The sequence below is a fragment of the Microtetraspora fusca genome (assembly GCF_001570365.1).
GTDB lineage: Bacteria > Actinomycetota > Actinomycetes > Streptosporangiales > Streptosporangiaceae > Microtetraspora > Microtetraspora fusca.
In genome coordinates this window covers 192,008-218,866 of the sequence record NZ_BBYK01000049.1, presented here as the reverse complement: position 1 = coordinate 218,866, position 26,859 = coordinate 192,008, and the positions used below count along the sequence as shown (strand labels likewise).

At 62.3% G+C, this 26,859-nt stretch carries 27 protein-coding genes; 18 read left to right on the top strand and 9 right to left on the bottom strand.

Annotated features, from left to right (window positions below; translation table 11 throughout):
• Nucleotides 1-1,358: 1,358 nt before the first annotated feature.
• The 7 genes from AWQ68_RS41055 to AWQ68_RS41050 all read left to right on the top strand — a co-directional run bounded on the left by AWQ68_RS41055 (nucleotide 1,359) and on the right by AWQ68_RS41050 (nucleotide 11,505).
• On the top strand, nucleotides 1,359-2,522 hold the full coding sequence (locus tag AWQ68_RS41055; RefSeq protein WP_084464192.1) for a helix-turn-helix domain-containing protein: 1,164 nt from the start codon (nucleotides 1,359-1,361) through the stop codon (nucleotides 2,520-2,522).
• A gap of 42 nt (nucleotides 2,523-2,564) precedes the next feature.
• Complete coding sequence (locus AWQ68_RS46190) at nucleotides 2,565-2,747, top strand: helix-turn-helix domain-containing protein (RefSeq protein WP_066942357.1); 183 nt, start codon at nucleotides 2,565-2,567, stop codon at nucleotides 2,745-2,747.
• Nucleotides 2,748-3,021: 274 nt separating this feature from the next.
• Entirely contained in the window at nucleotides 3,022-4,197 is a 1,176-nt protein-coding gene (locus tag AWQ68_RS19895) for a cysteine desulfurase family protein (RefSeq protein ID WP_245656000.1), read from the top strand.
• Between the two features lie 64 nt (nucleotides 4,198-4,261).
• Nucleotides 4,262-5,368, top strand: a complete 1,107-nt coding sequence (locus tag AWQ68_RS19890; protein ID WP_066942355.1) for a DUF4007 family protein — start codon at nucleotides 4,262-4,264, stop codon at nucleotides 5,366-5,368.
• Nucleotides 5,365-8,976 carry a hypothetical protein gene (locus AWQ68_RS19885; protein ID WP_066942354.1) on the top strand — a complete coding sequence of 1,204 codons (3,612 nt, stop codon included), beginning with the start codon at nucleotides 5,365-5,367 and terminating at the stop codon, nucleotides 8,974-8,976. Before AWQ68_RS19890 ends, AWQ68_RS19885 begins: the two co-directional genes overlap by 4 nt.
• Nucleotides 8,973-9,809: a phosphoadenosine phosphosulfate reductase family protein gene (locus AWQ68_RS19880; protein WP_066942353.1), complete on the top strand. Its 837-nt coding sequence runs from the start codon at nucleotides 8,973-8,975 to the stop codon at nucleotides 9,807-9,809. Before AWQ68_RS19885 ends, AWQ68_RS19880 begins: the two co-directional genes overlap by 4 nt.
• A gap of 256 nt (nucleotides 9,810-10,065) precedes the next feature.
• Entirely contained in the window at nucleotides 10,066-11,505 is a 1,440-nt protein-coding gene (locus tag AWQ68_RS41050; RefSeq protein ID WP_084464191.1) for a DNA phosphorothioation-associated putative methyltransferase, read from the top strand.
• A 613-nt stretch (nucleotides 11,506-12,118) separates the two neighbouring features.
• On the opposite strand, the gene AWQ68_RS42600 is transcribed toward AWQ68_RS41050, so the two are convergent.
• The 5 genes from AWQ68_RS42600 to AWQ68_RS42590 form a co-directional block, all read right to left on the bottom strand.
• Nucleotides 12,119-12,529: a hypothetical protein gene (locus tag AWQ68_RS42600; protein WP_157545497.1), complete on the bottom strand. Its 411-nt coding sequence runs from the start codon at nucleotides 12,527-12,529 to the stop codon at nucleotides 12,119-12,121.
• Nucleotides 12,529-14,673, bottom strand: coding sequence for an AAA family ATPase (locus AWQ68_RS41045; protein ID WP_084464190.1), 2,145 nt, complete (start codon nucleotides 14,671-14,673; stop codon nucleotides 12,529-12,531). The genes AWQ68_RS42600 and AWQ68_RS41045 overlap by 1 nt, the downstream gene beginning before the upstream one ends.
• Nucleotides 14,673-14,888, bottom strand: a complete 216-nt coding sequence (locus tag AWQ68_RS42595) for a hypothetical protein (RefSeq protein ID WP_157545495.1) — start codon at nucleotides 14,886-14,888, stop codon at nucleotides 14,673-14,675. The genes AWQ68_RS41045 and AWQ68_RS42595 overlap by 1 nt, the downstream gene beginning before the upstream one ends.
• A gap of 15 nt (nucleotides 14,889-14,903) precedes the next feature.
• Nucleotides 14,904-17,063, bottom strand: a complete 2,160-nt coding sequence (locus AWQ68_RS41040) for a DEAD/DEAH box helicase family protein (protein WP_084464189.1) — start codon at nucleotides 17,061-17,063, stop codon at nucleotides 14,904-14,906.
• Nucleotides 17,064-17,303: 240 nt separating this feature from the next.
• Nucleotides 17,304-17,474 (bottom strand): hypothetical protein, encoded by a 171-nt coding sequence (locus tag AWQ68_RS42590; RefSeq protein ID WP_157545493.1) that lies wholly within the window; start codon nucleotides 17,472-17,474, stop codon nucleotides 17,304-17,306.
• Nucleotides 17,475-18,210: 736 nt separating this feature from the next.
• Between AWQ68_RS42590 and AWQ68_RS19860 the strand changes: the two genes are divergently transcribed.
• On the top strand, nucleotides 18,211-18,351 hold the full coding sequence (locus tag AWQ68_RS19860) for a hypothetical protein (RefSeq protein ID WP_157545491.1): 141 nt from the start codon (nucleotides 18,211-18,213) through the stop codon (nucleotides 18,349-18,351).
• Between the two features lie 44 nt (nucleotides 18,352-18,395).
• Here AWQ68_RS19860 and AWQ68_RS19855 read toward each other — a convergent pair whose 3' ends face one another.
• Nucleotides 18,396-19,127, bottom strand: coding sequence for a phospholipase D-like domain-containing protein (locus AWQ68_RS19855; RefSeq protein WP_066942348.1), 732 nt, complete (start codon nucleotides 19,125-19,127; stop codon nucleotides 18,396-18,398).
• Between the two features lie 165 nt (nucleotides 19,128-19,292).
• On the opposite strand from AWQ68_RS19855, the gene AWQ68_RS19850 reads away from it, so the two are divergent.
• From AWQ68_RS19850 to AWQ68_RS19835, 4 genes are all read left to right on the top strand, one after another.
• The gene (locus AWQ68_RS19850; protein ID WP_066942347.1) at nucleotides 19,293-19,634 is read left to right on the top strand and encodes a hypothetical protein; all 342 of its coding nucleotides are present in this window, start codon (nucleotides 19,293-19,295) and stop codon (nucleotides 19,632-19,634) included.
• Nucleotides 19,621-20,097 (top strand): GntR family transcriptional regulator, encoded by a 477-nt coding sequence (locus tag AWQ68_RS19845; RefSeq protein WP_066942346.1) that lies wholly within the window; start codon nucleotides 19,621-19,623, stop codon nucleotides 20,095-20,097. Before AWQ68_RS19850 ends, AWQ68_RS19845 begins: the two co-directional genes overlap by 14 nt.
• Nucleotides 20,098-20,176: 79 nt before the next feature.
• Nucleotides 20,177-20,728: an HD domain-containing protein gene (locus AWQ68_RS19840; protein ID WP_245655998.1), complete on the top strand. Its 552-nt coding sequence runs from the start codon at nucleotides 20,177-20,179 to the stop codon at nucleotides 20,726-20,728.
• Nucleotides 20,729-20,731: 3 nt separating this feature from the next.
• Nucleotides 20,732-21,733 carry a hypothetical protein gene (locus AWQ68_RS19835; protein ID WP_084464188.1) on the top strand — a complete coding sequence of 334 codons (1,002 nt, stop codon included), beginning with the start codon at nucleotides 20,732-20,734 and terminating at the stop codon, nucleotides 21,731-21,733.
• Nucleotides 21,734-21,766: 33 nt separating this feature from the next.
• Here the strand turns inward: AWQ68_RS19835 and AWQ68_RS19830 are convergent, their stop codons facing one another.
• Together AWQ68_RS19830 and AWQ68_RS19825 are read right to left on the bottom strand one after the other, a co-directional pair.
• Nucleotides 21,767-22,243 (bottom strand): NUDIX hydrolase, encoded by a 477-nt coding sequence (locus tag AWQ68_RS19830; RefSeq protein ID WP_066942345.1) that lies wholly within the window; start codon nucleotides 22,241-22,243, stop codon nucleotides 21,767-21,769.
• Between the two features lie 2 nt (nucleotides 22,244-22,245).
• Nucleotides 22,246-22,986 (bottom strand): helix-turn-helix domain-containing protein, encoded by a 741-nt coding sequence (locus AWQ68_RS19825; protein WP_066942344.1) that lies wholly within the window; start codon nucleotides 22,984-22,986, stop codon nucleotides 22,246-22,248.
• 152 nt (nucleotides 22,987-23,138) lie between these two features.
• Between AWQ68_RS19825 and AWQ68_RS19820 the strand changes: the two genes are divergently transcribed.
• The gene (locus AWQ68_RS19820) at nucleotides 23,139-23,357 is read left to right on the top strand and encodes a hypothetical protein (RefSeq protein WP_084464198.1); all 219 of its coding nucleotides are present in this window, start codon (nucleotides 23,139-23,141) and stop codon (nucleotides 23,355-23,357) included.
• 174 nt (nucleotides 23,358-23,531) lie between these two features.
• On the opposite strand, the gene AWQ68_RS19815 is transcribed toward AWQ68_RS19820, so the two are convergent.
• A complete protein-coding gene (locus tag AWQ68_RS19815) occupies nucleotides 23,532-23,891 on the bottom strand; it encodes a GntR family transcriptional regulator (protein WP_066942342.1) in 360 nt (119 codons plus the stop codon).
• A gap of 108 nt (nucleotides 23,892-23,999) precedes the next feature.
• On the opposite strand from AWQ68_RS19815, the gene AWQ68_RS19810 reads away from it, so the two are divergent.
• From AWQ68_RS19810 to AWQ68_RS42580, 5 genes are read left to right on the top strand one after another with little or no spacing between them, the layout of a single operon-like run.
• Nucleotides 24,000-24,341 (top strand): SCO3933 family regulatory protein, encoded by a 342-nt coding sequence (locus AWQ68_RS19810; RefSeq protein ID WP_066942341.1) that lies wholly within the window; start codon nucleotides 24,000-24,002, stop codon nucleotides 24,339-24,341.
• On the top strand, nucleotides 24,334-25,686 hold the full coding sequence (locus AWQ68_RS19805; protein WP_066942340.1) for an FtsK/SpoIIIE domain-containing protein: 1,353 nt from the start codon (nucleotides 24,334-24,336) through the stop codon (nucleotides 25,684-25,686). Before AWQ68_RS19810 ends, AWQ68_RS19805 begins: the two co-directional genes overlap by 8 nt.
• Before the next feature lie 35 nt (nucleotides 25,687-25,721).
• Nucleotides 25,722-26,459 (top strand): DUF2637 domain-containing protein, encoded by a 738-nt coding sequence (locus AWQ68_RS19800; protein WP_066942339.1) that lies wholly within the window; start codon nucleotides 25,722-25,724, stop codon nucleotides 26,457-26,459.
• A gap of 17 nt (nucleotides 26,460-26,476) precedes the next feature.
• Nucleotides 26,477-26,638 (top strand): DUF3970 family protein, encoded by a 162-nt coding sequence (locus AWQ68_RS42585; RefSeq protein ID WP_157545489.1) that lies wholly within the window; start codon nucleotides 26,477-26,479, stop codon nucleotides 26,636-26,638.
• 5 nt (nucleotides 26,639-26,643) lie between these two features.
• Entirely contained in the window at nucleotides 26,644-26,784 is a 141-nt protein-coding gene (locus AWQ68_RS42580; RefSeq protein WP_157545487.1) for a hypothetical protein, read from the top strand.
• The last annotated feature ends 75 nt before the right edge of the window (nucleotides 26,785-26,859 follow it).

Genomic DNA, 26,859 nt, shown 5'->3' with positions numbered 1-26,859 from the left:
CGACGGCTGGGGATTCCCGCAGGTCGGCCAGGTAGGGAGCGTGCCCCATGCGTGCCCTTACCTGCGGTCAATCAGGGGGAATCATGGGTACTCGCGGATCAAGAAACGAAGAAGCCCCCGACCGGCATCTCTGCTGGTCAGGGGCCCTTTTCCCTGCTAGTGGCAGGTCCAGGGTTCGAACCTGGGTAGGCTGAGCCGACGGTTTTACAGCGGATGACCTTTCCTGGTTCTCCTGTGCTCTTGACCTGCACCGAAGCCTTGCCGTGGGCACCCCGCGAGCAAGATCATTGCACGGATATTGCACGGCGAGACGAGCAGGCTTTCGGTCCATGCGACGCCGCACACTCCGCCCTGTCCGCGCATGTTTTCTGCCGTGGACCCATCGCGATGCGGCAGCGGACCGACGACTGAGGGCAAGCCGGTCTTTGGGTGTACCTCTAGCCAGTCGCCGTTCCTCGACAAGAGGACGCCGAGGGAAACGGACAGGCTTGAGAGCACTGGAAGAGGCGCGGCAGCCTGATCCGCCTTCCGCTACACACCTCGGTTGCTGGACCGGCAGCGCCGACGGAGCACCGCGTCCGTCACCCGCGATCTCCGACAGCCCTCGATCCGGTGTACGCACCGCCTCGGCCCACGAGCACGGCTGCGCCCACGAGGCCCTCCGCTTGGGAGGGCCTCGTGGCATGCGGGTTGTTACGCGGCAACGTCACACGCCCACGCATTCCCTGATTCAAAGGTGCAGTCCACAGCGCCCAGGGAGTCGGACCAGCTCGCAGCGGCCAGAGCAAGCGCCAGGCTGAGGATCACATGCACCGCCCTCGCCCGCAATAGAAGTCTGGCCGCCAGTGCACCAATTCCATCGTCCCACTGCCATGACCTGCTCTGATGTCGCGAACCGGACTCAAGACTCGAAATCCTGGGCGCTGCTCACTCCTGCATCAAAAGCACTTTCAGGCCTTGATCAGCTTTGCTGGCGACTTCTATGCAGTGAGACGATCGACGACACATCCAGATGGGACGGCAATCCCTCTAGACGTAGTTGTGCAGTCCGCAGTGCTCTGGCTCGCGACGAGCCGTAGGCCCACCAAGAAAAAGGAGTCGCCATGTCCAGGAAGGCTCATAACCGGTCAACATCCATGTGTGCCCGGACGACACCTACCCCTCCGCACACTCTCGCCCCCCTCGAAATCGTTATTATCGTCGTGATCTTCGCCTTCTCCGGCGCTCTGATGGTGGCTGGACTGCCTATGGAGGAAGTCGTCGGCCTCGTCTGCACTGGCGGAGCAATCGGCTATAGGCTGATGCGGCTCGGCAGAAACACAACCACCGCTGCCGTTCCGCGATGAAGGCAAACACGCATGGGGCGTCGGGAGATTTCGGTCGCCGCATCTAGCGAGCCCCTGCAGCAGCTGGCGCTGTGGCTTCGGTCGCAGCGCCAGCAGGCAGGTCTCACTTATCGGCAAATGGCCAAGATTACCAACATCAGCGGCAGCACTCTTTCTCGGGCGGCCAGTGGATCTACCGTTCCGAATCTCAAAGTCGTTGCTGCCTACGCGCGCGCATGTGGAAGTAGCGTAGAAAGGGCGAAGTCGCTATGGGAATCGGCGCGGCGAGCTGATCCACGGGTCCCTAAAATGGATCGACCCGTTCAACGTCTCGAACTGATCGAAGATTTTTTGCAGCTGCGCCTCTCTATGTCCCTTCTTCGTTTCAAGTCTGGCTTTCCATCGTTGCGCGAGCTGGAAAGACGAGCCGGCAAGTATGGAGAATTGCCATGCAGCACATTGCGCCTCGTACTTAAGGGTGAGGCCATCCCTTCTTATACCCTTCTGTGCTCCTTTGTAGAAGCATGCGGCGTAGACGGCGACGAGCTGACCTTGTGGAAGTCTGCATGGCAACGCGCCTACGCCAAAAATTTCGGGTATCGACCTCCGATAGATCATCCGCAACCGACGATAAATCGATCGATTTGGGGTGACGATAACCGAACGAGCGCGCATGGAGAGCAGTCGCTTGCAGCCCTGGAACAGCAGCTTGAAAGTCAAATGCTGATTCGCGATCCCTCGCATCCAAGTGTTCTCGAAACTCGCCATGGCATCGCCCGTAAGTTAATGCAAGAACGGCGATGGGATGAAGCACTGGTCGCACTGGACGCTCTATTGCCTGATTGCCAGCTAACCTTTGGTGATGATGTGTTTAGGGTTCGGGCAATAAGGCGAGAGATTTCGCTCTGCAAGCACCGTCAAGGCCATCACCAAGAGGCGGCAATAAGGCTAAAAAGCCTTCTCGAAGAACAGATCCGGATCCTCGGCCCAGAAGATCCGGAAGTCTACAAAACGCGCCACAATTTAGCTCATTTCCTTGCCGTTTCGGGCAATCTATCGGAAGCGGTGGTCCAGATGAAATCGTTTCTTGAATCCCGCCTGAATCGCTTCGGGTCTAATCATCCATATACGGAAAGAGTTCGGGATCAGTTGGCCAATTGGCTCGAGAGGATCGAGAAAGAGCGGGGTGCTGAGTAGGACCTGCGATCGCTGCCGGAGGCGAGGTATACCCAAGCTAGCGTGTTGACCACGGAGGGCGCGGCTCGTCGTGAGCAGGGGCGGATGCAGGCGGGTGATCGATTCACTCAGGGTGTCACGGATGCGCAGGTGGCCGCCGAGTTCCGGGTCAGCCGGATGTCGCTTAGTCGCTGGCACGAGGCGTTTGAGTGGCGTCCGCCACGCCGGGCCGCCATCCTCACCTGAGCAACGTAGCGTCTCCTCGGCCAGCGAGGGCGCTGTTGGGTGGGCCAGAAGCGCCCACTCAGCTGTGATCTCCGTCGATGGCCGGCTGATCTGTGTTGCGAGCATGGACTTTGGACCGCATCCGCGTGCAGTGACCGCACATCTTCCAGTGATCTACCTCGGTAGCCACGTGTGTTGGTTAAGATCTCAGTGCACTCCTGGTGCAGGAGGACGGTGCAGCGAGAAGGTCCACCAGGAGTGCTCATAGAGCCGCAGTAGAGCAAGGATGCAAGAGATGGTCGGTGAACCGGACGGGCGGGAAGTTGCTTATTTGGACTACAACGCCACCGCGCCGTTGCGCCCGGAAGCCCTTGAAGCAACTCTTGGGGCCCTTTGCAACGTCGGCAATGCCTCCAGCGTCCATCCCCTGGGACGTGACGCCGCCACCCGGGTCGGCACGGCCCGCAATCAGCTCGCTGACCTGCTAAATTGCACTCCCGGTGAGATTATTTTCACATCTGGAGCCACAGAGGCGAACAATCTGGCACTACGCGCTGCCTACGCTCGAGGTGGAGTGCTGGTGACCACCGCCGTTGAGCACCTGGCGGTGCTTGAAACAGCCCGTGTCATTACAGCAGGCATCCCCGATGCCCTTGCAGTGTTGCCCGTCGATGAGGACGGTGTCGTCGACCTGGAGTCTTTGTACACAGCACTCCACGACGGCGAGGTGGTCATTGTCACGGTCATGCTCGCGAACAACGAGACCGGCGTCCTGACCGACCTGAAGCCTATCGTCAAGGCAGCCCACGAAGCTGGGGCCTTGGTCCACACCGACGCCACGCAGTATGTTGGTCGGCTCCCTCTGGATCTCAACGAGGTTGATGTTGACCTATTGTCCCTCTCGGCCCACAAGTTCGGTGGTCCGCAGGGCGTGGGCGCACTCTTCGTGCGTCGTGGCACGCCTCTACAGCACCGACCATTGCTCGTTGGCGGTGGTCAGGAGCGTGGGTGGCGGGCGGGCACGCTGAACGTGGCAGGGATTGCGGGGCTCGGCGCAGCTGCTCAGGCCGCGCGACTGCAACTCAAGCAGGAAGCCGCTCGTACTGCTGAGCTACGTGACAGCTTGGAGACAGGGCTGATCTCCAACGTGCCCGGCTGTCGGATCAACGGTGCCCGTGTACCCCGTCTGCCTGGCGTCACCAGTGTCACCTTCCCTGGCATACCGGCGGATGCCGTCTTGGCCACCATGCCAGAGGTGGCCGCTTCCGATGGCAGCGCATGTTCTTCTGGGGCACCGAGCCCAAGTCACGTACTGCTCGCCATGGGATGCAGTCGTGAAGATGCCGACTCCACAGTGCGATTCTCACTCGGCTACGCCACCACCAAGCGCGACGTCGAGCGAGCTGTGGACGCCACCACGCGCGCTGTGACGTACATCCGGTCGGTGATGGCCGCCACGGCCGAGCCTTGATCGGTGTCACCTCTGCGTAGCCGCCCTCGTTTAGCCCCCCTTGTTCATCGAAAGGTTTTACCGCATGTCAGATAGCCGGCTCGCTGAAGCCGCTGAACCGAAGTTTGCACGGCACGAAACCTTCGCCCCGCGCTTCGGCTGGCTACACAAGGCATACATGCAGGTCAAGGACAATAGCGAGATCTTCCACCGCGAGGACGCGCCAGTCCTTCTCGGCGTGGGCAAGAACATGGTCAATGCCATGCGGTACTGGTCACAGGCTTTCAAGCTCACTCAGGAACACCCCCACGAGGAGCCGTCCTACCGCGCCTACGTTGCCTCCCCTACCTGGCGGGCCCGCTGGCTGCTTGATGAAGACGGCGCTGACCCCTACCTCGAGGACACGGGCAGCCTGTGGCTGCTGCACTGGTGGCTGCTCTCGTCCGAGCCCCATGCCAAGTGCCTGGCACCGACCTGGTACGTGATGTTCCACCTCGCCCCCTTCTCCAGGGTTACCGCGGCTGAGATGGTCACCGTCGTCACCCGCCACATCCGCGAGAACTTTGACGAAGACAAATGGCCCGCACCAGAGTCGATCAACCGTGACGTGGACTGTCTGATCAAGATGTATGCCCTCGACCAGGAGTTCAACCCGCTCTCTCCCGGCAGCTTCGAGGACTTGTTGGCCTGCCCCTTCCGCGAACTGGGCCTGTTGGAAGGCCAAGGCAAAGGCAAGGAGCGGACCTGGCGCTTCACTAGTGGCTCCCGGTCTAGCCTGCCGGCACCGGTATTGGTCTATTCCTGTCTGGACTACGCCTCCCGGTTCTCAGTGAACGCCGGTTCTATCTCACTGGCGCGGCTCGCCAACGAACCCGGCGCCCCGGGACGCGCATTCCGCACTCGGGAACCGGAGCTAACCAAGGCCATCGAGTCACTCGTCAGCGAACACCCCGATCTGCAAATCGTCGAGGCTCTTGGTCAGCGGAGTCTGGCCTTCACCAAGGCTCCTCAGCTCCTTGCTTGGGATGTTCTTGACGAGCACTATGGGCGGGTTCAGGAACGTGAAGGATTTCCGACGCCGCAGGAGTGGGCTAAGCGATACCCCGGCCTTGACGGTGGCAACCACAAGCGCTCGCGCAAGAAGTTGTCTCAGCAGTCCGAAGAGCTGGAACTGATCGAGGAGAACGTGTGACCACGGCGACAAAGAGCCCCCGGAGTGCTCGCCAGGCCAAGGCCACCGCTCAGATTCCGGCAGGCATCGGCCTGGTCGGTTCTGAACTGCGCTCCACCAACCTTGAGCGCGATGTTCGCGAAAAGCACCTGAACTCCCCCTACGTGGGAACGCGTGCCCTGGACGTGCTCGAACGCGTCACCAATGCCGTCGCCGATCGTAAGCGCACCCGCTCTTGGTCCTTCACCGGTCCGTATGGCTCCGGCAAGTCAACCTTGGCGAACCTGTTCGATGCTTTCCTCGGGCATGACCCCTCTCGCCAGGCTGAAGCTCAGGCGGCAGTGACCGCGACCAGCCCTGGTCTTGCCACACGGTTGGCCCGGGTCCGTGATGAACTCGCCCCGAGTGGCTTCCTTGGTGCGATCGCAACCGCACGCCGGGAGCCTCTAGCGGCAACAGTCCGCCGAGCCTTGCAAACCGCCGTGGAGCGCAAGTGGAAGAAGCGACCCCCGAAGGCTGTCGCGCAGGCCCTCGCCGCTTGTGCGGAGCGCGAGCTGCCGACGACGGAAAACCTTATCGAGGCTGTCACCGCACTGTGCACTGAGGCACCTCTTCTGCTGATCATCGATGAGTTCGGCAAGACACTTGAGCATCTCGCCGTCGATGGAGATTCCGGCAGCGCTGAGAGCGACGTGTTCCTGCTGCAGGTGCTCGCTGAAAGGGGCGCCGGACGTTCGGGGCTGCCGCTGTTCATGTTCACACTGCAGCATTTGGCATTTACTGACTACGCAGCACGATCGAGCACCATCCAGACCCAGGAATGGGCCAAGGTCCAGGGCCGCTTCGAAGACATCACCTTTGCGCCGAACCTGGGCGACGCCGTTCACTTGATGCGGCGACGCCTAGACCCGGCAGCTGTCCAGGAGCCGGGCCATGAGCTCATCCATAAGCAGGCACAAGCCTCAGCAGAAGCATGGCGTGGACACGCTCTGAACGCCGTTGTGGACATTTCCACGGAGACATTTTCTGGCCTGTATCCGCTGCACCCGATCACCGCCATCGCCGCTCCGCTTCTCGCATCCCAGATCGGTCAGCACGATCGCAGTCTCACTGGTTTCCTCGCAAGCGACGAGCCGAACACGGTCCGCCGCACCCTGGAGACACTGTCGGTAGATACACCCGAGCGGGCCTCCACGATCCGCCTGCCGCAGTTGTACGACTACTTCTTCGCTTCCGGCCGCACCACCATCCTGGCCTCGACCAATGCCAGCCGGTGGCTGGAGGTCGATAACCGCCTCAACGAGGCACATGGGCTCCCGCCCGAGGACCAGGACGTTCTCAAGACGATCGGCGTCCTGAACCTGATCGACGCTGACGGCGTACTGCGCGCCACTCCCTCCATGATCCAGTTCGCGCTAAACGATCCAGTCGATGCCCCGGATCCGGAGCGCTTCGCTGCCCTGCAAGAGTGTCTGAAGAAGCTCGTGGATGATGGTTTCGTCGTCCATCGCGCGTACAGCAATGAGTACCGCATCTGGCAGGGTACCGACGTCGACATTGACGCGCGGGTCCGGGAAATCGCTACCCGTATCGACCCAACCGATGTCGTCCAGTACTTCAATAATCACCTAGGGACGGTACTTCCCGCGGCCGTAGTTGCCGGCGGGCACAGCCAGCGCACTGGCATGCTGCGCTACTTCGTCACCGCAGTCAGCCACCAGACCGAGAAACTGGACGGGCCCGAGGTCGTACAGGACGCAGCGGACGGCCTGATTGTCTATCACCTTGGGGGGCTGGAGAACCGGCCCGTGGTCAACTCCCAGCTGCCTGTACTCATCGGCACTACCAAGAATCCCGCGACTGTCCTGCAAGCAGGCATCAACCTCGTAGCATTGGAGGAGCTCCTCGAGGATGATTCCCTCGACCATGTGGCCGCCCGAGAGATCGCGGAACGTGCTACTGACATCTCTCGCAGAATCGGCATACTGCTGGGCGAAGCATTTAATCCCCTGAGCCCGCAGTCCACGTGGCACATGTGGGAGAAGGGCACCGAAACCAACAGCGAGCCGAGTGAGCCCATCAAAGCCCGCAGTTATGCCGGCCTGGCTTCCAAAGCCTGCGATCAGGTCTACCCGTTCACCCCCCACATCCGTAACGAGATGGTCGGGCGCCACCAGCTCACCAGCAATGCCGCCCGCGCACGCCGTGAGTTGCTCACCGCCATGTTGCAGCGCTCGGGCTACCCTCTCCTCGGATACGGGAAGGATAAGTACACACCCGAGCGGGCGATGTATCACGGCGTCGTGGAGTACCTCGGACTCCACCGCGCCGCCGGAGAGTCCAGTAGCGGCACTCAGGTTGACAGCATTCTCACCCATGGCATCTCACGTCCAAGCCCACAGAAGAACGCCAGCGTCATGGCTGTCTGGGAAGCTCTCGAGGAAGCGCTGACCAACGCGAAGCAACTCACACCCATCGTTGACATCTACCACCGCCTCATGGCTCCCCCTTACGGGGTCAAGGCAGGCGTCGTCCCGATCCTCGTAGTTACCGCGCTCATTTTGCGCGCCCAGGACATCGCCCTGTTCGAAGACGGCAACTACTGCCAGCGGCTCACCCCGGAGATCGTGGAACGGCTCAACGTCCCATATCCGGAACGCTTCGCTGTCAAGGCTGCGCCGGTCGGACGTGGCCAGCGCCGCCTCGTGGTCGACGGCCTGGCCTCGTCCCTAGACGTGGACGCTCCCCGCTCCCACACAGCGCGCAACCCTAAGCTGCTCGCCGTCACGCGAGCGATGCTGGAGCGCGTCATGGTCCTACAGCCCTACGCACGACAGACTCGACGCCTTAGCCCAGAGGCTCTTGCCATCCGCGAAGTTCTGTCCACAGCGACCGACCCGGATGAGCTGGTCTTCGCCTCCCTGCCCAAGGCCCTAGGCTTCGAGCCGATCCGGACGAGCACCCCCGAGGACGAACAAGCCGCCAAGGCATACGTCTCACGTCTGGTCACCGCCCTTGACGAGCTTTCCGGTGCTGGCGCTGCCCTCCGGCAAGAGGTTGTGGCGACGATCGGCCGTGAGTTCCGGCTGCCGACGAACCTCAAAGAGCTGCGATCCGGCCTGTCAGAGCAGCTTCGTGGATTCTCCAACGCCTCACTTGAGGTCAACCTCCAGGGATTCATCTCCCGTGTGCTCAACGAGAACCTGCCGGATGATGACTGGCTCGACCCGATCATCATCCGCCTCACGAACAAGGCACTCGGTGACTGGACTGATCGAGACGTCGAAAGCTTTCCCCGTCAGGTCAAGGAGGTGGAACGTGCCCTCAGCCGCGTCAGCCACCTCTATGAAATGGGCGAGGCTACGAGTCTTGATACGGAGGTGGCCAAGCCTCGGCAGATTGAAACCCACCTACTGACACTCACCACCCCCCAAGGAAGGGAGGAACGCACCCTCATCCACATGCCGAAGCAGTCCCGCCAGGTCGCTGATGAGCTCGTTGTCAGTGTCATCAGGCAAGCTGAAATAGCACTAGGCCCCGACGGCGCGCGCATCCTGCTCGCCGCCTTGGCCGAGCGCCTCGCCGCAACAGACACCAATGCGGTCCCCCAGAGGAAGGAGAAGCTGTGACTGATACCAACAGCTCCAGCGGGAAGAAGCGTCACGTCCTCGGTCTGTCCGGTGGCAAGGACTCCTCCGCCCTCGCCGTCTATATGCGCGACCGTGTGCCCGACATGGAGTACTTCTTCTGTGACACCGGCGCGGAACTACCGGAGACATACGAATACCTCAACCGGCTTGAGGCCGCAGTGGGTAAACCGATCTTGCGGCTCAACTCAACGCGTGACTTCGATCACTGGCTTGAGGTCTATCAGGGAACGCTTCCTAGTCCTCAGATGCGCTGGTGCACCAAGAACCTGAAGATCAAGCCTCTGGAGGAGTGGGTCGGTAACGATGAGGTGATCTCCTACGTCGCGATCCGCGCGGACGAAAACCGGCTCGGTTATGTCAGTACCAAGCCGAATATCACGGCGGTATTCCCGTTCCGAGAGGACGGCATCGACCGTGCCGGAGTTGATCGCATCCTCGACGAGGCAGGCATCGGCCTACCCGGCTATTACGAGTGGCGAACCCGGTCAGGCTGCTACTTCTGCTTCTTCCAGCGGAAGCACGAGTGGGTCGGTCTCAAGGACCGCCACCCAGAGCTCTTCGAGCAGGCCATCGCCTACGAAGAGAAGGTCAACTACAGGCGCACTGCCATGCAGGACCGGCAGTACACCTGGTCCCAGGGCGAGTCACTGCATGAACTGATAGAGCGACGGGACGACATCGAAGCGAAACACAGCGCAGCTCTCGAGCGGGCTGCGAAGCGCGCAAAGCCAAACCGCCCACTGCTGGAGATCCTTTCTGATGCCCATGATGAGGAGGACGATCAGGCGGGTTGTGCGGTATGCCACCTCTGATGCAGCCGTGCTGAAGAGGCTGGATAGTCAACGCGCATGCATGATGAGCCGCCTGGGTCCGATAATCAACCCAGGCAGTTCAGTCCATGCTTGGGAGCTGCAAGCATCAAGTAAGCCGGGCTTTGGTTTCGCTTGAGCTCTGTTTCAGTGAGCTGGTCGCTATAGACCGCACCCAGCTTCAGACCATCACGTTGCTTTAGCAACGTTGCAGGATAGCACCAGCTGCGTCGGGCAGACTGTTCTCGTGGAGACACCGATGACAGCACAGCTGTGGGCTAGCGAGCGTCAACGGACCGCGATCGGCCGCGTTGGACTCTCCGCCCCTGCCCGTCAAGCCGTGACCGATCTGCAGCTAGGTTCGGGAACTTCAGTGCTCGACTACGGTTGTGGTCGGGGCGCGGACGTAAGAGCATTGCGACAACTCGGCCTAGAGGTCTCCGGATGGGATCCCGCTCATCACCCTGGTGGACAGCTCAAACCCGCTGAAATTGTGCTGCTCACCTACGTCGTCAACGTGATCGAAGATCCAGCCGAACGACGTCAGACGCTTCGACACGCCTGGGACAATACAAGGACAGCACTCGTGGTGTCAGCGCGGCTGCGCTGGGAGCGGAACCAGATCAAAGGCCGGGAGCACGGCGATGGCATCCTCACTAGCCGCAACACTTTCCAACACCTATTCGCCGCCAGCGAGCTTCGAGACTACGTTGACGAGGTAACCGGAGCTCGCTGCCTACCTGCAGCACCTGGGCTTGTCTACGCCTTCAGAGACGACGAAGCTCGACTGCGCTACATCGCCCGCCGGATAAAACCTGACGCCAAGTGGCTGACGTTCGAAGACACAGCTTCCGCCATCGCCGCCATCGTTGACCATCTGGAGCAACGCGGTCGCCTCCCTCGCCTAGAGGAAATGCCTCAGCAGGTTATCGCCCTCCTCGGACACCTGCGGCCAGCCGAACTCAACCGTCTTGCACAGCAGGCCGCCGATCCAGTCAAGGTCGAAGAATCTGCGAATCGATCTGCGCTAGACACCCTCCTTTTCCTTGCCCTCGAACTGTTTCATGGGCGCGGTCCCGTCAGCAGCCTCCCTCTATCGGTTCAACTCGACGTCCGGACATTTTTCTCGTCTTACGCGGAAGCGTGCAAGCGCGCAGACCAGCTTCTGTTTAAACTCCGCGATGGCGCCTATATCCGCCATGCGATGGCTGGGTCGCCTGCCGGGAAGTTCACCGCGACAGCCTTGTACGTGCACCGCCGAGCCGTCCACCGGATGCCCACCGTACTTCGTCTGTATGAGCATTGCGCAAGCATCGCAGCTGGCCGACCGCCCGAGTGGACGGTCGCGAAGCTGCGCCATCAAGGCCGCGGCGTGAGCTGGCTCAATTACCCCGACTTTGACAGCGACCCACATCCTCGTTTGGTCTCGTCGTACACCGTGGACCTTCAGACGCTGAAGTCTTCGTTCCTGTCTTACGCTGACTCCACCAACCGCCCGCTCCTTCACCGCAAGCATGAGTTCCTTGCGCCAGATGATCCTCACGTGCCCAAGTACCTTCGCCTCACAGAGGCGGAGGTACGAGCAGGGCTCTACGAACAACCGCATCTGATCGGGACAGAGGAAGGGTGGGAGAGAGAGCTCCATCGGTGCGGGCGATCCCTTAAGGGACACAGGCTGGTACGCCGCACTGATAGTTAAGGCCTCTTGACTCAAGCAACCTAGCAGGACGATGAAATCCCGACTGGGCCAAAATCCGTCCGCCTGTCCCACTATGGGTAAGCTGCCCTGTCCGGCGAAGTCGAGCGCGTCCCCGGCGCACCCGTAGGGAGCCGAACCCGGACGCTCAACCTCGCCGCCTGGAAACTCGGCAAACTGATCGCCCCGTAGCATGCTCCCGCGCGAGGTAGTCGAGCACGCCCTACAGGACGCCGCCGAGGCAGTGAACGCCCAGGCGACCCAATACGGTACCGCCCCATGCCCGGGGCGCGCGTAGCAACGATCTCTCTTCGTTCGAGCGCCCGTGGGCCGAAGCGATGCGTGCACCGGATCGAAGGCTGTTGGAGATCGACCTTCCAGGGGGCGGCCTCAGTCTCGTCCGCACCCTTGCCACCGTCGTCCCCGGCGGGGCCGGTCAGCGCTGCATGCAGTGCCGGTCACAAGGGAAGCTCAGGCTGGGCCATCTAGCCTCGCGTGCGCATCTACGTCAACATGGCTATTCGCCCCATGCACTCGCCCTTGCCTCTACAGCCGGCGATGACCTCACACGCTTCCGGCAGGACGGCGCAATATGCATGCCCCAAGCCTTGCCAGCTCATAACCTTGCCATATCGAGAAAGTTCATTAGAGCCAAAGTGGGTTCGTTCTGCCCTGTCAGCGTTTCGACTAGAACCTCAAGGCCGTAGTTCGCGTGCTCAGTGGCAACTTGCACGACATCACGAGGACGCGTGAGGATGTCCTCGCCGTGCAAGCCGAGGGCGATCAGTTCCAGATGGACTATTCGCCAGGGATCGCTGCTCAGGATTGTTCCATCCATGAACTTAGTGCGCTTTTCCGGCAAGATTCGCTTTTCCTTGTGTCGGACCCCGAGGCAAAATGCAATCCACCAGGCATCGACCTGACGGGGAAACGGTTGCCCCTGACCGACATGCTCGCGAATTACTCGATGAGAATCCTCGGGCATATACAAGTCAATGCCGGCGTACCGATTGATGATATCTACCACTAGATCGCTGCCTCCATATCACGAAACGCGAGACCATGCGCATTATCGATGTTGCGTGCGCAAATCCGGCACGCCTGCTCGTGCGTACAGGAACACGCTCGGACTTCCGGCTCTTCGCCGGGCCACTCGTAAACAAGGTCAGTGGGGTAATCCTTGCTACATGAGATCGTCGCGAAGGCACCAGCATGCTGGCTCAGCAGCTCACCGACCTCCATGATCTCGGACCGGGTCAGAAGAAGGATGACCTGGTACGGCGGCTGGTCACCGGTTGGAGGACGGGTGATGGTATTAACCATCCGCTGCTTTACTCCCCCTGACACCATACCTAGAGGTGTGTCGATCAGGCGCGGCGCGGTAATGCCGGCGACCTCCATAAGCGACCAAATGAAGGCGAGGGTTAGTGCACGCTGTGATGCCCCATTTAGCTCATAGTCTGTATCGAGATTCGTCCCATGCTGGCTCTCGACCACGATATCGAACTTCTCCGTGATAGAGACGCCTCGGAAAACGCCGAGCTGGGCGTCCGGTTCGGCGCCGACGATCGACAGGAAGATTTCCTGTAGGCGAGCAGACACCTTCTGCACATACTCACCCTCCAGTCGGCTCTGTACCCGTTCTGCTAGAGCTCGCAGCTCCTCCGCCACATCACGTTTGATAATAAGGTCCCGGTTGGCCCTGTTCCTTTTCGTGACACTTGCCAGCTCTTGGTCGCGCTCTCCCAGCTGGGTTTCATAGGACGATATACGCTCCTCAATGCGCCCTAGCTCGAGAACTCCATCACCGATCTTCTTGCCCACAGCTGCGAGTTCGTCAGTAAGGGTGCGCACACGGGTGTCATCGATACGGCTGCGCCTAGTTTCAGCCTGCTTTAGCTCTACATCAGCACGTGCCAGATCATCCCGTGCTGCTGTATAGGCCATAAGCGTCGCCTCGCGCTTAGTAGCGAAGTCTTCGCTGTCCGTAGTAGCAACGGCCAGGCCTCGCGCGTCATAGCGCAGCTCCGTCAGGCGATGAGCCATTTCAGAGTTCTCGCGCTGCTCGTCAAGCAGATGCTGAACGTGGTCCCTCAGGACGGAACCAGGACGCAGGTCTCCACCGCAGATGCACTCGCCGTCTTCTAGACGGTCTTCGAGGACCTTCAGGGACGTGTTCGGAATCACGCGTCGGTCGGCGAGTTCTTCAAGTTTCGACCGGCCCTGATCGATACTCATTGCCGCAAGCGCCAAGGAAAGTGCCTGACTCTTGAAAGCAGTTCGCATATCGGCAAGCGCAGCTTGCACTCGATTTCGGCATCCCTCGATGCGCTTCTTGAGCGCGTCAATTTGCATATTCAATTCGTCGAGGTCGCCGATGCCGCGCAGCTGGTTGAGTTCACGATTCCACTCGTGCTGCTGAGCTTCCATCGATTTTTGACGGGCTTCGATGAGGGCGCGTTTTTCCTCTTGCTCAGTAATCTGGCGGCGGAGGGTATCGCATATGTTCTCCAGCTCTTCTGCGTCCTTACCGCTCTCCGCAGAAACTCGACGTTTAATGTTGCCGTGAACATACTTCAGATCGGCAACCGAAGACGTCAACTGATCGATGCCAAGGAGTTCTCTAATTGCCTGATGAACTTTGCTCTGCCGCTCGTGCGAATGGACACGCCCAGAGATGAACTTTTGGATGTCGTCGCCGTTTGTGAAGAATAGATCCGACAGACGCTGCGGGATTAGCCGCTCGATCCAGGCTTCCGCAGGATGAACTGGCTTGTCACCCTCTGGAGTGAGCCGGAATAGGGTAACTTGGTCTTGTCCTCGCCGCGGAAGAGCATCGACCATCGGAGTATCTAGAACCATACGACGCAGGCGGTACTCGCTACTCGTACCTAGATCGTCCGTGTGCTCGAAAACAATCTCCACCTCTACGCTTACAGGTACGCCAGGAGGGCGGAATGTGGAGGTAAGGCGAGGTGTGTCGACGTTTGCTATCTTGGCCAAACCATGCATTCCATACAAGCCCCATAGCATCGCGTACAACAGAGTCGTCTTTCCGGAACCATTCTCACCGCGAATAACTGTAAGGGGTTTGGCAGGGTCGACAGAGAAGTGGATCGTAACGTCACGCATCAGCTTGAAGCGGGCGATGTGCACGGACTTGATAAGCATTAGGCCTCTCCGCCCTTGGCGATGACTGCCGATCGACCGAGTACTTCAACTACCTTGGTTACCTCTTCTCGACGCTGAGTGGCGTGCGCCTTTGACTGCAGGCCGACCACGTCATCGAGAGCTTTCACTAGCGCTGTCCGGTATCCGGGATAACGCTCTTCTACCGCGCACACCTCTTGCTTGGCGACATCATTGATGCGGGGGGTGACTGCCATTCTAAAACCTCTGCTTTAAAGGATGCGCTCCAGCCTATTAATGATCGTCCGGGGACCATCCGGATCGTATTCGTTCTCAGCTGCACCAGCAAATTCACGAGCGCGCAGCAGCTCGCCGGTGAGAATCGTGCGTCCTTCACCTGTTTCGTCATCCGGCGGCACCACGATGAAGTCATGGAGCGCCGCATGCGTCTTACCTTCTGCCCGTCGAAGAATCCGTCCGCGCCGTTGAACCCATTCCCGGCGAACAGTGCTCGATGCCAAGAGATAGGCCGTATCAGTTTCTGGCAAGTCGATGCCCTCGTCGAGCACCTTCATTGCTGTCAGTGCCTGATACTCTCCTCGACCGAACGCTTCGAGATAGCGCTCTGATCCACTACGACCGGTTTCCGTACTTGTGAATTCATGAAACCGGATCCCGAGTCGACGCAGAAGGGAATTCGCTTGCTCAAGCTGCTTTACCTCCCCAAGAATTTGTTGCTTGGCAGAGGCATATATGAGAGTCCGAGAGACGTTGCGAACTCCAGTCTCGACAAGAAGAGCCTCAAGCGCTGCAATTTTCCCTGACGCTTGTTCGAGAACAGCACGTCGCTTACGCAATAGGTGCTCGATCTGATCGTCTTGCCCTTCGGAAGAGCCATCGTCCTGCCTGGAGAAACCCTTGCGCCGGAGCTGCCGACTCAAGTCAACATACGCCGCAAATTCGTCCGGCGTCATGCTCACTTCGTGCAAGTAGTATCGATACGGCGTCAAACATCCGACCGCAATTGCATCAGCAAGCGTGAACTCGTAAATTGGCGACCCGAAGTAGTCGAACAATTGAGCGCTTCCAGTTTCGTCATACTGACGCGACGGCGTCGCCGACAAGCCGAGACGTATATCGAAGCGTTGAGGTGCCACGCGCAGGAAAGTGGGTGCACCCAAGTTATGCACCTCATCACCAATGAGCATGGTTAGGACATGCGGCGCGAGCTCATCTATTGTCTCTCGCAATGCAGTGTCGTTAGTAAACAGCTTCTGGGTACACAGAACGACAGCCGTGTATTTTGCTTTAGTTGCTAGGCTCGCTTTGAGCTCTTCGAGCCACACGCGTCGTTTGGGAACAGTCATATTGCTCGGCACAGCAGGTTCGACGCCGAACCGACGGACCACCTCTACCCATTGCCTCATTAGCGGCGCTGTCGGCACAACTAGCATCAAGAGCATCGGACCACTATGGCGATCCTGCTCAACTACTGAGGCAATGAGTGATGTTTGAGTCTTGCCACCACCAGTGGCAATGGCAAGAATTCCACGGGAACCGGCGCCAAGAAATGTCCTAACCGCGACTCCCTGATGCCGATAAAGACCGGTTTCCCATTCGAGCCCATCCGGTATCCGCAGGAGACGAGGAGGTTCTATTGTGACTCCGGGCGGAAGGTCTGGCTCAAGCCCACGCATGTGATCTACCTGCCAGGCTTTCCAGAAATCCTCGATCGTGGGAACGGTTTGCAGCGCTCCTCGTTTGCCGATTATTCGCAGGCCGTCCACGATTTCAATGGCGAGAACATGCGGGTTCTGGTTACTCCAGTCGCGTTCCCAACCTGTGATTAGCTTAGATACCCGTGCCTTAGCTGCCCGACCATCGACCCATGGCCGGTCAACAGTCATCTGCTCACCATTTACAAGGAGGCCACGCGCGGTGGCATTGCCCGAGCCGTGCACAGCAAGCCACTCAGTCCCACCGCGTAGCAGCCATTTCTTCTTGTGATACTGACCGCGCGACATCAAGGCGAAACGGACTCTCAAGCGTTTCTTAGCTACGAGGTATGCAAGGCAATCCAGAGCGTGTTGCACGAGAGCAGACGACGAGACTACCGCTTCAGCAAACAACCGCTGTTCGAGGTCATGGATGACCTGCTCAGGAGATTTCGCACCCCGTTCGAGCGCCTCACGCTCTGCATTGTCGATCTCTGGACTGATCAGGAGACTCAAGCGACGCTCGGGATGAGCTAGAAACTCGGCCAGTCCGGGCGCTATCTGCGCAAAACAGCGAGAGCTGAAGAAGCCAGCTCCAATGCGGGCCTCGTCAGCTGCCGCCATAGCCGGCATCAGGACATCGCCGACCAAATCGTCTTCAGGAATCTGGTAGAGGGGTTCTGCTTTGGCCATCGCCGCGATGAGAGAGGAGCTCACGCTATCTCCTCCCTTCTTCCCCGCCCGCGGGGCACTCGTGCAGCCCTTAGGCGTCTGGAGAGCTGCTTGTCTCTGTAGACATGTCCGGTCCTGTACTAAAGGGCAGCATAGTCGCCTCTCCGTGTGACTGCGCGGCTGTGAGCCTTCACGTTTCGGCTCAGGGATAGCCGCTGCCCGATCGAGTCACCCACTGGATGCTAATCTTCACAAATCGCCTGAAATTGGCACGGATCCTGCGGGTTAGCCGACCGTAGGCTCGGTGGTCGAGGTGGAGGTGTTGCCACCAGCGACGCCGCGTTCGCCATAGTCATTGACCTTGATCGGCAGGTCACCGTGCAGATGGTCGTGTTTTCGGTATAACGCCCCCGGGGCGACCTTCTCTCGAGCGACTTGACGAGTCGGATTGATCATTTGAGAGTCATCTCTGTCGGGGTCGCTCCCTGTGAGCACAGCCTGGTACTCGTTGCGGGTGGAGGCGTGTTCTATATAGGTCGCGCTGAGCGGGCAGGCTCCTAGGTCCGCCCGATAGAACCTGACTGACGGAGCGTGGGATGTGGAGACTTGCCCTGCGTAAGACGCGGGCGCCCGTGTTGTATGTGGTGCCGAACTAGAAGTTCGGGTATGTGCACAGGTAGGTCACCGGCATTGTTCCGCTGGCCTGCCAGGTCTGCTCTTGCAACGTGCAGCCCTTGAGCACGTCCAGGTCGTTGCGCACGTTTGAGCGCATTTCGACAACACTTTCGATTGCTCCGAACGCAATTTAGATGCGGGCTACCCATCAAGGACCTAACCCGGCTCTTTGCGCGGGACTTCGCTACACGTGTCGCCGGGGTCATCTCCTCGTCGGGCAGGCGTAGCCATGCCGGGCCGGACGCCTGGGGTCAAGCCGTCGTTCCCGTGTACATGTCTCCCGGTGACCTTCCGCGTCTGCTGGTTGCCCTGCCCGAGCTCGACGGCTTGACCTTGGGCGACCGGTCTGGCATCCCTTCGGGGTGGCCGGCGAAGAGATGCCCGCACTCCCGCCCACGCCGTCCCCAACTCATCTCCGAGGAGGGCCGGGGGGTGCAGGGGGCGGAGCCCCTTGCAAGTTCTTCCTCCGGGCCCGACGAGCTGGACCGGCGTTGCCCTGGTCGCCATCTTGGTCCTGATGCTCCTCGATCGTCTGGCGTTCCGTCTCGGTGGCTTGGAGCGCGTGGGCGGCGTCGGCCGGGACCGGCCGGAGAGCCGCATGCCCGGCCGGCTGGCCGACCGGCGCGCGACGCGGGCCGCCGTAGGCGGGCCGCTTTAATAACGAGAAGAAAAGTTGCTTTCGATCATGGATCCCAGGGCGGCTCAGCACATGCTGTCGGCTGGTTCCGCGGTCGCCCAGACGCGTTCCAGGCTGGTGACGTAGACCGCTGCGGTCCCCTCGTTCTCGGTGACTCGTGCGTGGATGACAGGGGCTTGCGCAGCGGGGGTGCCGTAGGCGTGGATGTTGACGAGAAGGCCGTCGTCGGCACGGTAGATCGAGTTGTAAAGCACTGTCCGGTGTAGCCGGATCTCGACGCCCTCGACGTCTTGGAGCTGCCGATAGAGCGCAAGGGCGTTCCTGATCCTGGCGGCCATGACGTCGGGGCCGATGCCCTCGTCTACGCCACGGGCGGCTACCTCAGGGCTGTCCGGATCACCGAGGAGCAGACGGACATGCACGCCTGCGTAGGCTCGCTCGGCGAGTAGGCGGACCATGCCCGCGTCCTCCGCGAGGAACAGGCCGCTATAGGTCAGGATGTCGATCCTCTCCGCAGCTTCCTGGAAGAGACGTCGCCACGCGGATCGCGGCACGGCCCAGCGGTGCGGGTAGACGCCCCGGACGTCGTCGGAGATCGGCCGGCCTGACGCGACCTCGGGCCACAGCTCGGCTTCGTCGACCTGGAGGAGATCGGCGACGGCCCAGCGATGGCGTGGGTAGGGGATGCGGCCTTTCAGCCAACGGTTCACGGTCTTGGGATCGACGGCGAGAGCGGCGGCGACGTCGACGGCCTGGAGCCTGGCAGCGGCAAGGGTGCGGCGAAGGTTCTCACTCACGGGGGCGTACCTCCTGAGAGATCGGCTCTGCGCGCGACGCTAACACGAGACGTCCCTAGACGTCCCCTATTCGTGGTGTAGAGATTCCGGACCGTGACGGAAGCTCGTCGGCACAGGGAAGCGGCCACGACCGCCCATCTCCGAGCCGAAGGAGCGTCACCCATCGTGAACGTGATCAAGATTCAGCAGCGCGCCTACCAGCAACAACTGTTGGAGGAGCTGCGCTACGAACTCAAGCGGAGAGGCATCATCACGGTCCTGCTCGTCGATCAGAGCGGGCGTCCCGCGCTGGACGTGCCGGACAGCCGATTCCGTCCCCGCCGGGTCTACGTCCACCTGGCGTTCCTGTGGTTCTACTGGGGCGACCAAGGCGACGAGCGCGTGTCGTGCCTACGCCTGGTGCCCGCAGCCGACCGGATCGAGCGGGCCGCGCAAGAGGGCTGGCGCGAGGGGGAACAGGGTGAGATCGGCTTCGACCTGGACAAGGCCATCGATGCGCACTCCTAATCAGCCCGCAAAGCCGCTGACCGGCTGGCGCATCTACGCCCAGATCGCCGAACGGCTTCGCCACCGCATCGCCTCCGGCGAGTACGCCCCAGGATCGACGCTGCCGTCAGAGGCGGTCCTGTCGGCAGAGTTCTACGTAGCGCGGAACACGGTCCGTCGGGCGCTGACGGCCCTGGAAGAGGGCGGGTTAATCCTCACGGTCCCGTCCAAAGGACGGATTGTGCGGCCCGCCGCTCAGGAGGCTGAGGTCTCGTATCGCTATCAGGAGATCGCGCGGAGCCTGCGTGGCCAGATCAAGCGGGGCGAACTCGGGCCGGGTGACGCCCTTCCCAGTGAGGCCGAACTTCGCTGGCTGTTCTCTGCGGCTCGCAGCACGGTACGGCAGGCGTTCGCGGAGTTGGAGAGCGAGGGGCTGATCGTGTCCCGGCACGGCAAGGGCCGGTTCGTACGCTCCTCGCAGTGACGTTCAGGGTGAGACGTCCTAGGACGTCTCACCGGACGCTCTGGGCGCGTTCGGGGGTTTGGTGCCTATTGTCGTGGGCGTGACACAAGCTGAGTGGGCGCGCGACCTGGCCAGACAGCTTCTTGAGAAGCCCCTCCCTCGCCGGTGGGCGCATACGCAAGGCGTCGCCGCACGCGCGGTCTCGCTGGCACCAATCCTCGGCGACGACACCGACACCCTGACCGCCGCCGCGTACCTGCATGACATCGGGTACTCGCCCGAACTCGTCGACACGGGATTCCATCCCCTCGACGGGGCACGGTACCTGCGTGACGTCGTCCAGGCCGACGAGACGCTTTACCGCCTGGTGGCGCATCACTCTTGCGCGGTCAACGAGGCGACCGAACGCGGCCTGTTCGACGTCTTGAACAAGGAGTTCATGCCCGAGCGGCCGGACCTCATGGACGCGCTCACCTACTGCGACATGACCACCGGCCCCGACGGGCGACACCTCGACGTCACAGAACGACTCGCGGAGATCCACTCGCGCTACGGCCCCGAGCACCTGGTGAGCCGCTCGATCACCGCTTCGACCCCGTGCATCCTGGCCGCCGTCCGAGAGACTAGGCGACGGCTAGAACAGGGGGAGTAGCAGGTGATCGACCAGTTCGACTGGACGCAGCTTAGGCACGCCTATGGGCCAGCGACAGATACGCCCAGGCACCTGGCCGCGTTGACTTCCTCGAACGAGGAAGCGCGCATGGATGCCGTGATGCACCTGGACGTCGCGATCTTGCATCAGGGGTTTCCCGAGTCGGCGACGGCCCCTGCGGCTCGGGTCATCAGCTGGTTACTCGCTACTGGCGCTGTCGCCGCTGACGCTCGTGCCGCGCTTATTGAGTTCCTCGGTGGCGTGGCTAGCGCCACCTTCGAGCTGCGGGACCAGCCATATTTCTCCGCGTTGATTCCCGAGCTCGAAGGGTCGGTGATCGAGGCGTACCAAACCATCTCCGGCCTGTTGGACGCTGACCTGCCGGGCTTGCGAATACCCCTGGCGGAGACGGCTGTCGAGCAGCTACGCCTTCCACAGCTCGCATCACAACGCCCGGCAATGGCATCCAAGCTTCGCGACTGGATCAGTTGGGGAGACGAAAACCGGTACTTCTGGGTGCTGTTGCTCGGTGAACTCGGTGAGGACGTGCTGAACTTTCTTGACGACCCCGACCCTGCTGTTCGGATCCGCGCTGCGCTCGCACCGACTTCTCAGCACAATGACCACGCCACCGGCATCGTGATCGCCGCGTTGGGCGAGGACCTCCCACCGGGCGTGCACCGTGGCGAACTCGTGAGCTCGATCGTTTCCAGGGTCGACGACTTTGAGCGCATCGCCGAACCGGCAGCAGAGATAGCACGGCAGGCTGAGTGGACCGGGTTTGGTCACGACTGGGGACCGCTGCTGGAGTTCGCGTTCCCGCAGCCCTATCGCCCCGGAGCCCCCTTGTCCTCGGCCCAGAGGTTGTACTTGGACGCCCTCGTCAGTAACGAGCAACTGTGGAACCCTCGCAACGGGAGTGTCGCGCTTGTCTTCAAACAAACGGGACTGCCCCATGACCGACGGCAATGCCGACGCATCGTCACGGCGGCGGCAACACAATGACACCGCTGCAGCCTCAAGATCTGAAGATGCCTGTTATCCGATGTAGGGCAGGGCGGTGCTGGTGAGGTAGTGGCTGATCCGCATTCGCATTGACCGGTCCATCGAGAGCGTCTCGACCTGGTCGCGGGGCACCCAGTGGACTTCGCGGGACTCGTCGCTCGGCGTCGGCTGCCCGTCGACGGCTCGGGCGGTGAGCACGATGGAGAACTCTTGCCGGGCCTCGCCATTGGACGTGTAGAGGATCACGTGCTTCGGGTCGGTGTACGTCCCGACCAAGCCGGTGATCTCGCAGACGATGCCTGTCTCTTCGAGGGTCTCCCGTACGGCGGCCTGCGGAAGCGACTCGCCCAGGTCGATCGCGCCGCCGGGGACGGCCCAGTTGTCGTTGTCCGAGCGGCGGATCATCAGGATGTCCCCTGCGTCGTTGGTGACCACGACGTTGACGGACGGGACGAGGCTGTTGGGTTTCGGGGCCTGAGGGTCGTCGTAGAAGTCGATCCGGCGCGCCATGGTCAGGACTCTACCGGTGTGGCCTGGTCCCACACCCGCTCGAAGCTATCCGCGTATGTGCTGACCATGTCGCCGCCAATAACCTTGCGCAGGTGCAGGACGGGCGCGTTCCCGGCGGGCACCCCGTAGACGTGGGTGTTGACGAGAAGCTGATCGTCGCCGCGGTAGATCGAGTTGTACAGCACCGTCCTGTGCAGCCGGAACTCCACCCCGGCAAGGCCGCGGATCGGCCGGTACAACACGAGAACGTTGCGGATCTTGGCGGCCATCCCGTCGTCTATGCCCTCGTCCGCGCCGCGCTGGGCCACCTCCGCACAGTCGGGGTCACCGAGCAGTATCCGCACCCGCACTCCAGCGCCAGCCTTTTCGCCGAGCATCCGCACAATGCCCGCGTCGTCGGCGAGGAACAGGCCGCTGTAGACGAGCACACCGATGTCACTTCGCGCCTGGGCGAACAGACGTCCCCATGCGTCCCTTGGTACAGCCCAGCGGTGCGGGTAGACGGTGACGATCTCGCTCTCCGACGCTGAGGCAACCTGTTCGCGGCTGAGAGCCTCGGGCCACAGGTAACTCTCGTCCATCCCCAGGTGCGTGGCCACTGCGTATCGGTGCTTTCGGTACGGTGCGCGGCCTTTGGTGACCCACCGTTCGACCGTCTTGGGGTCCACTTCGATGGCGGTCGCCAGATCGGCGATGCTCACCCCGCGTTCCAGAAGTGCCGCGCGTAACCGCTCGTTCGCCATCTCACCTGCCACGTTCGAGGACGTCCAGGGACGTGGCAATCGTAGACGGGACGTCTTGAACATGTCCCGTCGTGTAGTGATCTCGTCCTGCCCTTTCGCCGCAATCTCGGTGTCACAACGCAGCACCGACCGCGACGAAAGGAGCCGTGATCATGACAAACACCACGATCAACCCGCCCGAGGAGACCCCCGGCTGCGCCTGCGGCGCGTTCCTGGAGCAGGGGCAGGTCCGGTGCCGTAAGTGCCTGGCCCGTGACCGATGGGCCCGCCGTCAGACGGCCCGGCGCAGGGAGAACAAGCGGCGCGCCGCGACCCGGCGTCCCCCTCGCGGCCCGATCGGCTTCGCGCAGGCGGGGGTGATCTGGTCGTGAGCACTCTGCCGCTGATCCTGGCGCTGCTGCTGTCCGGCGGCGCGGGTGCCGGCTACGTGACGGTCCTGATCGGCATCCGGCGCGAGGACAAGGCGATGAGCCTGGGTGCTCCACCAGATGGGCGGGCAGCGTCACTGGCCCGCCGGGTAACCGGCTGCCACACCCGTGGCGGCTCTACTTCGGGGATCTCCTGGACTCAGACAGCGTCGACTCGACCCGGGCGAGACGTTCCGACAAATCCTGTATGGCGGTGCGTAGCTCGATGACCTCGCTCGCCAGATCTGTGGCCGGCCTTTTCTCGGGCTGCTCGTCCTCTCGGACGAACACGCCCTTGCCCTGCTGGCCGATGACCAGGCCCTCGTTCCGCAGGATCCCGACGGCCATCTTCACGATGCTCAGCGAGGCGTCGTACTGCTCGGCGAGCTGGGCGGTCGACGGCAGCGGCGCGCCGGGCGCGAGAGCCCCGCCGCGGATCTGTTCGCGCAGATCGTCGGCGATCTGGAGGTAACCCGGTCGTCCCGTCTTCTTGACCATCACTCCTATCTCAGCACAGGAGAACGACCAAGCCAACCGAGAGAACATTGACAACCAAGCCAACTAGGTTAACTATGTTGACCTACGAATCCTAAGGAGGTCACCACCATGCGCGCCATCCCGATCCCGGTCGACACCGCCAAGCTCACCTTCACCTGCGTCAAGGACCCACGGCCCCGCCTGCTCAACCAGCACACCGGCGAGGTCAAGACCGACAAGAACGGCCAGACCGTCTACGAGGTCGTCACCTCCGTCGAAGACGACTTCGGCCGCATCGAACTCGTCAAGATCGGCATCTCCGGAGAGCCTCCAGTCACGCGTGGGCAGCAGATCAACCCCGTCGGGCTGATCGGCTACCCCTGGGAGCAGACCCGCGACGGCGAGGTGAAGTGGGGCATCGCCTACCGCGCCTCCGCGCTGCTCCCGGCCGAGGAGGGCGCCAATGCCTGACACGCTCGCCCAGACGCTCGGAGCCTTGGCCGCCCTGGTGGCCGGGCTCTGGGCCTGGCGACGCTTCCACTACCGCTCGTACTGGCTGATCATCGGCTTCCCGCTCGTCGCGCTGACCGTCCGGGCGACCTGGCGCAAGGTGGCCCTGGGCTGCGGGCTGACCAAGAAGCGGCAACGCTGGTGGTTCACCACCGTCCCCGGCGCGATCGCCTCAACCGGCATCGTGAAGGTGCGGCGGCGCTTCCAGCGAGTCGCGGTCGACACCAAGCCGTGGATGTGGCTACCGCGTCCGACCCGGCACGGCTGGCGGGTCACCTTGTGGACGCTTGAGGGCCAGATCCCCGCCGACTACGCCCAGGCCGCCGAACGGCTCGCGCACTCCTGGGGCGTGCATGCGGTCCGCGTCTCCTCGCCCCGGCCGGGGCGGGTGGTCCTGGCCGCGACCATGCGCGATCCGCTGGTGCGGGTCGACCACATCCCACCATCGTCGGAACTGCTCAAAGTCTCGGTGGGGCGGCTGGAGACCGGCGGCCTGTGGTCGATCGACTTCCGTACCGTCCCGCACTGGATCAACGCGGGCGCGACGCAGTCCGGCAAGTCGAACCTGGCGAACGCGCTGATCGTAGGGCTCGCCCCGCAACCGGTGGCGCTGGTCGGCTTCGACCTCAAGGGCGGCGTGGAATTCACCCCCTACGCTCCTCGGCTATCGGCGCTGGCCACCACACGGGCCGAATCGGTCGGCCTGCTGGATGACCTGGTCGCGCTGATGGTCGACCGGATGGGCCTGTGCCGTACGGCCGGAGCGCGGAACATCTGGCAGCTCCCGTCGGGAGTGCGGCCGGTGCCCGTCGTGGTCCTGGTCGACGAGCTGGCCGAGCTGTACCTGATGGCCGACAAGTCCGAGAAAGACGAGGTCGCCCGTACCTCCACGGCGCTGCTGCGGGTGGGGCAGCTCGGGCGGGCGTTCGGGATCTATCTGTTCCTGTCTGGTCAGCGGATCGGCTCCGATCTTGGCCCCGGCGTGACCGCGCTGCGGGCGCAGTGCTCGGGACGGATCTGCCACCGGGTCAACGACCCGGAGACGGCCACGATGACGCTCGGCGACCTCGACCCGGCCGCCCTCGTCTCCGCGCGAGCGATTCCGGCAGAGACACCGGGCGTCGCGATCGTCGCTTCGCAAGACGGCCAGTGGTACCGCGCCCGGTCCTTCTACGTCTCCGAGCTGGCCGCCGAGTACGCGGCTCGTACCTGGTCGCACCTTGCTCAGGAGTGGTCCGAGGTCATCCGGCCCGGCCACTCCTCCGGCCTGGATGAGGCCGACCTGTCCGAACTCCTGTCCGCCTGAACCTGATCACCTGAACCGACAGAAAGGGGGTAACGATGCGACGCCTCGCCTCATGGCTGCTCGACTCCGGGCCGGTCCTGATCCTTGCTGCTATCGCGGGTGCCGGATCGTTCACCCACATCCGTGACACCGCCACCGCCCACGGGCAAACCGGCTGGATGTCCTGGGCGGTGGCCGTCTGCCTCGACCTCACGTGCGTGATGGCGGCTCGGGAGCGTCAGCGGGACAAGAAGACCGGCCGGGTACGGCAGGGCTGGGCGTCATGGCCGACGCTCGTCCTGGTCGCCGGGATCGTCCTGTCCCTGGCCGCCAACCTCCACCAAGCCGAACCGACCATGTGGGGCTGGCTCACCGCCGCAACTCCGGCAGGCGCGTTCCTCATCGCCGTCTCGATGCTGGAGCGTCGCGCTTCCGGACCTCGTCATGAACCGTCTTCCGCCTCTGTCCCGGCGTCCTCGCTGGTCATGGCGTCGCCGTCGGGGTCGCCAGCCCTTACACCGCCCGTCGTCCCGGCGTCGTCCTCGACCGTCCCCGGCTCGTCTTCGTCGTCCGGTGACCCGTCCGCCGTACCGGTGTCCGTCCCTGCTGACGAGGACGTCGCTCCAGAACCGTCCCCGGCGCTCGTCGACTACGCCCGGCGGGTGGCCGACGAACACCACTCCAAGCACGGCAGGCCGATCACCCGCGACCTACTGCGCGCCCGCCTGGGCGTGTCCAACCAACTCGCCTCAGACCTGCTCCGCACCCTGCGGACCGCATCTGAACCCGCCTGACGAAAGGAGAACTGATCATGCGAATCCGCCTCGATGGCACCCGCGCCGAGATCGCCGATGCCCTGTTCCGGCTGCGCCAGACGTTCACCGTCTCCGGCGTCTCCCGGGCCTACCTCGACCGGACCCGGCCGCATCACTGGCGGGTCTTCGTCACCACTACACCCCGCGAGAGGAGATAACCCGCGTGAACGACGCCGAGCAGGCTCCCGCCCCGGAGACCACGGAGATCACGCCTCTGCGCTGGCAGTGCTGCCACTGCGGCGGGGGTGGCCTCGACTCCTATGGCGACACCTGCCGCCACTGTGACGGACTCGGCCTCTGCTGAGCCGTCAGCGCCCCCGGCCTGGCCGTACATCCGCCAAGACGCCTGCCAGGTCGGGGGCCATCCCCTCACCCGCAA

Coding starts and splice junctions, on each gene's coding strand:
- AWQ68_RS42595 (WP_157545495.1), bottom strand. CDS start 14,888: ATGGCAGTCACCCCCCGCATCAATGATGTCGCCAAGCAAGAGGTGTGC.
- AWQ68_RS19890 (WP_066942355.1), top strand. CDS start 4,262: ATGTCAGATAGCCGGCTCGCTGAAGCCGCTGAACCGAAGTTTGCACGG.
- AWQ68_RS19815 (WP_066942342.1), bottom strand. CDS start 23,891: ATGGTCAAGAAGACGGGACGACCGGGTTACCTCCAGATCGCCGACGAT.
- AWQ68_RS19895 (WP_245656000.1), top strand. CDS start 3,022: ATGGTCGGTGAACCGGACGGGCGGGAAGTTGCTTATTTGGACTACAAC.
- AWQ68_RS42585 (WP_157545489.1), top strand. CDS start 26,477: ATGCGAATCCGCCTCGATGGCACCCGCGCCGAGATCGCCGATGCCCTG.
- AWQ68_RS41045 (WP_084464190.1), bottom strand. CDS start 14,673: ATGCTTATCAAGTCCGTGCACATCGCCCGCTTCAAGCTGATGCGTGAC.
- AWQ68_RS19845 (WP_066942346.1), top strand. CDS start 19,621: ATGCGCACTCCTAATCAGCCCGCAAAGCCGCTGACCGGCTGGCGCATC.
- AWQ68_RS19860 (WP_157545491.1), top strand. CDS start 18,211: ATGCTCCTCGATCGTCTGGCGTTCCGTCTCGGTGGCTTGGAGCGCGTG.
- AWQ68_RS19805 (WP_066942340.1), top strand. CDS start 24,334: ATGCCTGACACGCTCGCCCAGACGCTCGGAGCCTTGGCCGCCCTGGTG.
- AWQ68_RS19820 (WP_084464198.1), top strand. CDS start 23,139: ATGACAAACACCACGATCAACCCGCCCGAGGAGACCCCCGGCTGCGCC.
- AWQ68_RS19825 (WP_066942344.1), bottom strand. CDS start 22,986: ATGGCGAACGAGCGGTTACGCGCGGCACTTCTGGAACGCGGGGTGAGC.
- AWQ68_RS19800 (WP_066942339.1), top strand. CDS start 25,722: ATGCGACGCCTCGCCTCATGGCTGCTCGACTCCGGGCCGGTCCTGATC.
- AWQ68_RS19830 (WP_066942345.1), bottom strand. CDS start 22,243: ATGGCGCGCCGGATCGACTTCTACGACGACCCTCAGGCCCCGAAACCC.
- AWQ68_RS41050 (WP_084464191.1), top strand. CDS start 10,066: ATGACAGCACAGCTGTGGGCTAGCGAGCGTCAACGGACCGCGATCGGC.
- AWQ68_RS41055 (WP_084464192.1), top strand. CDS start 1,359: ATGGGGCGTCGGGAGATTTCGGTCGCCGCATCTAGCGAGCCCCTGCAG.
- AWQ68_RS42590 (WP_157545493.1), bottom strand. CDS start 17,474: ATGATCAATCCGACTCGTCAAGTCGCTCGAGAGAAGGTCGCCCCGGGG.
- AWQ68_RS19810 (WP_066942341.1), top strand. CDS start 24,000: ATGCGCGCCATCCCGATCCCGGTCGACACCGCCAAGCTCACCTTCACC.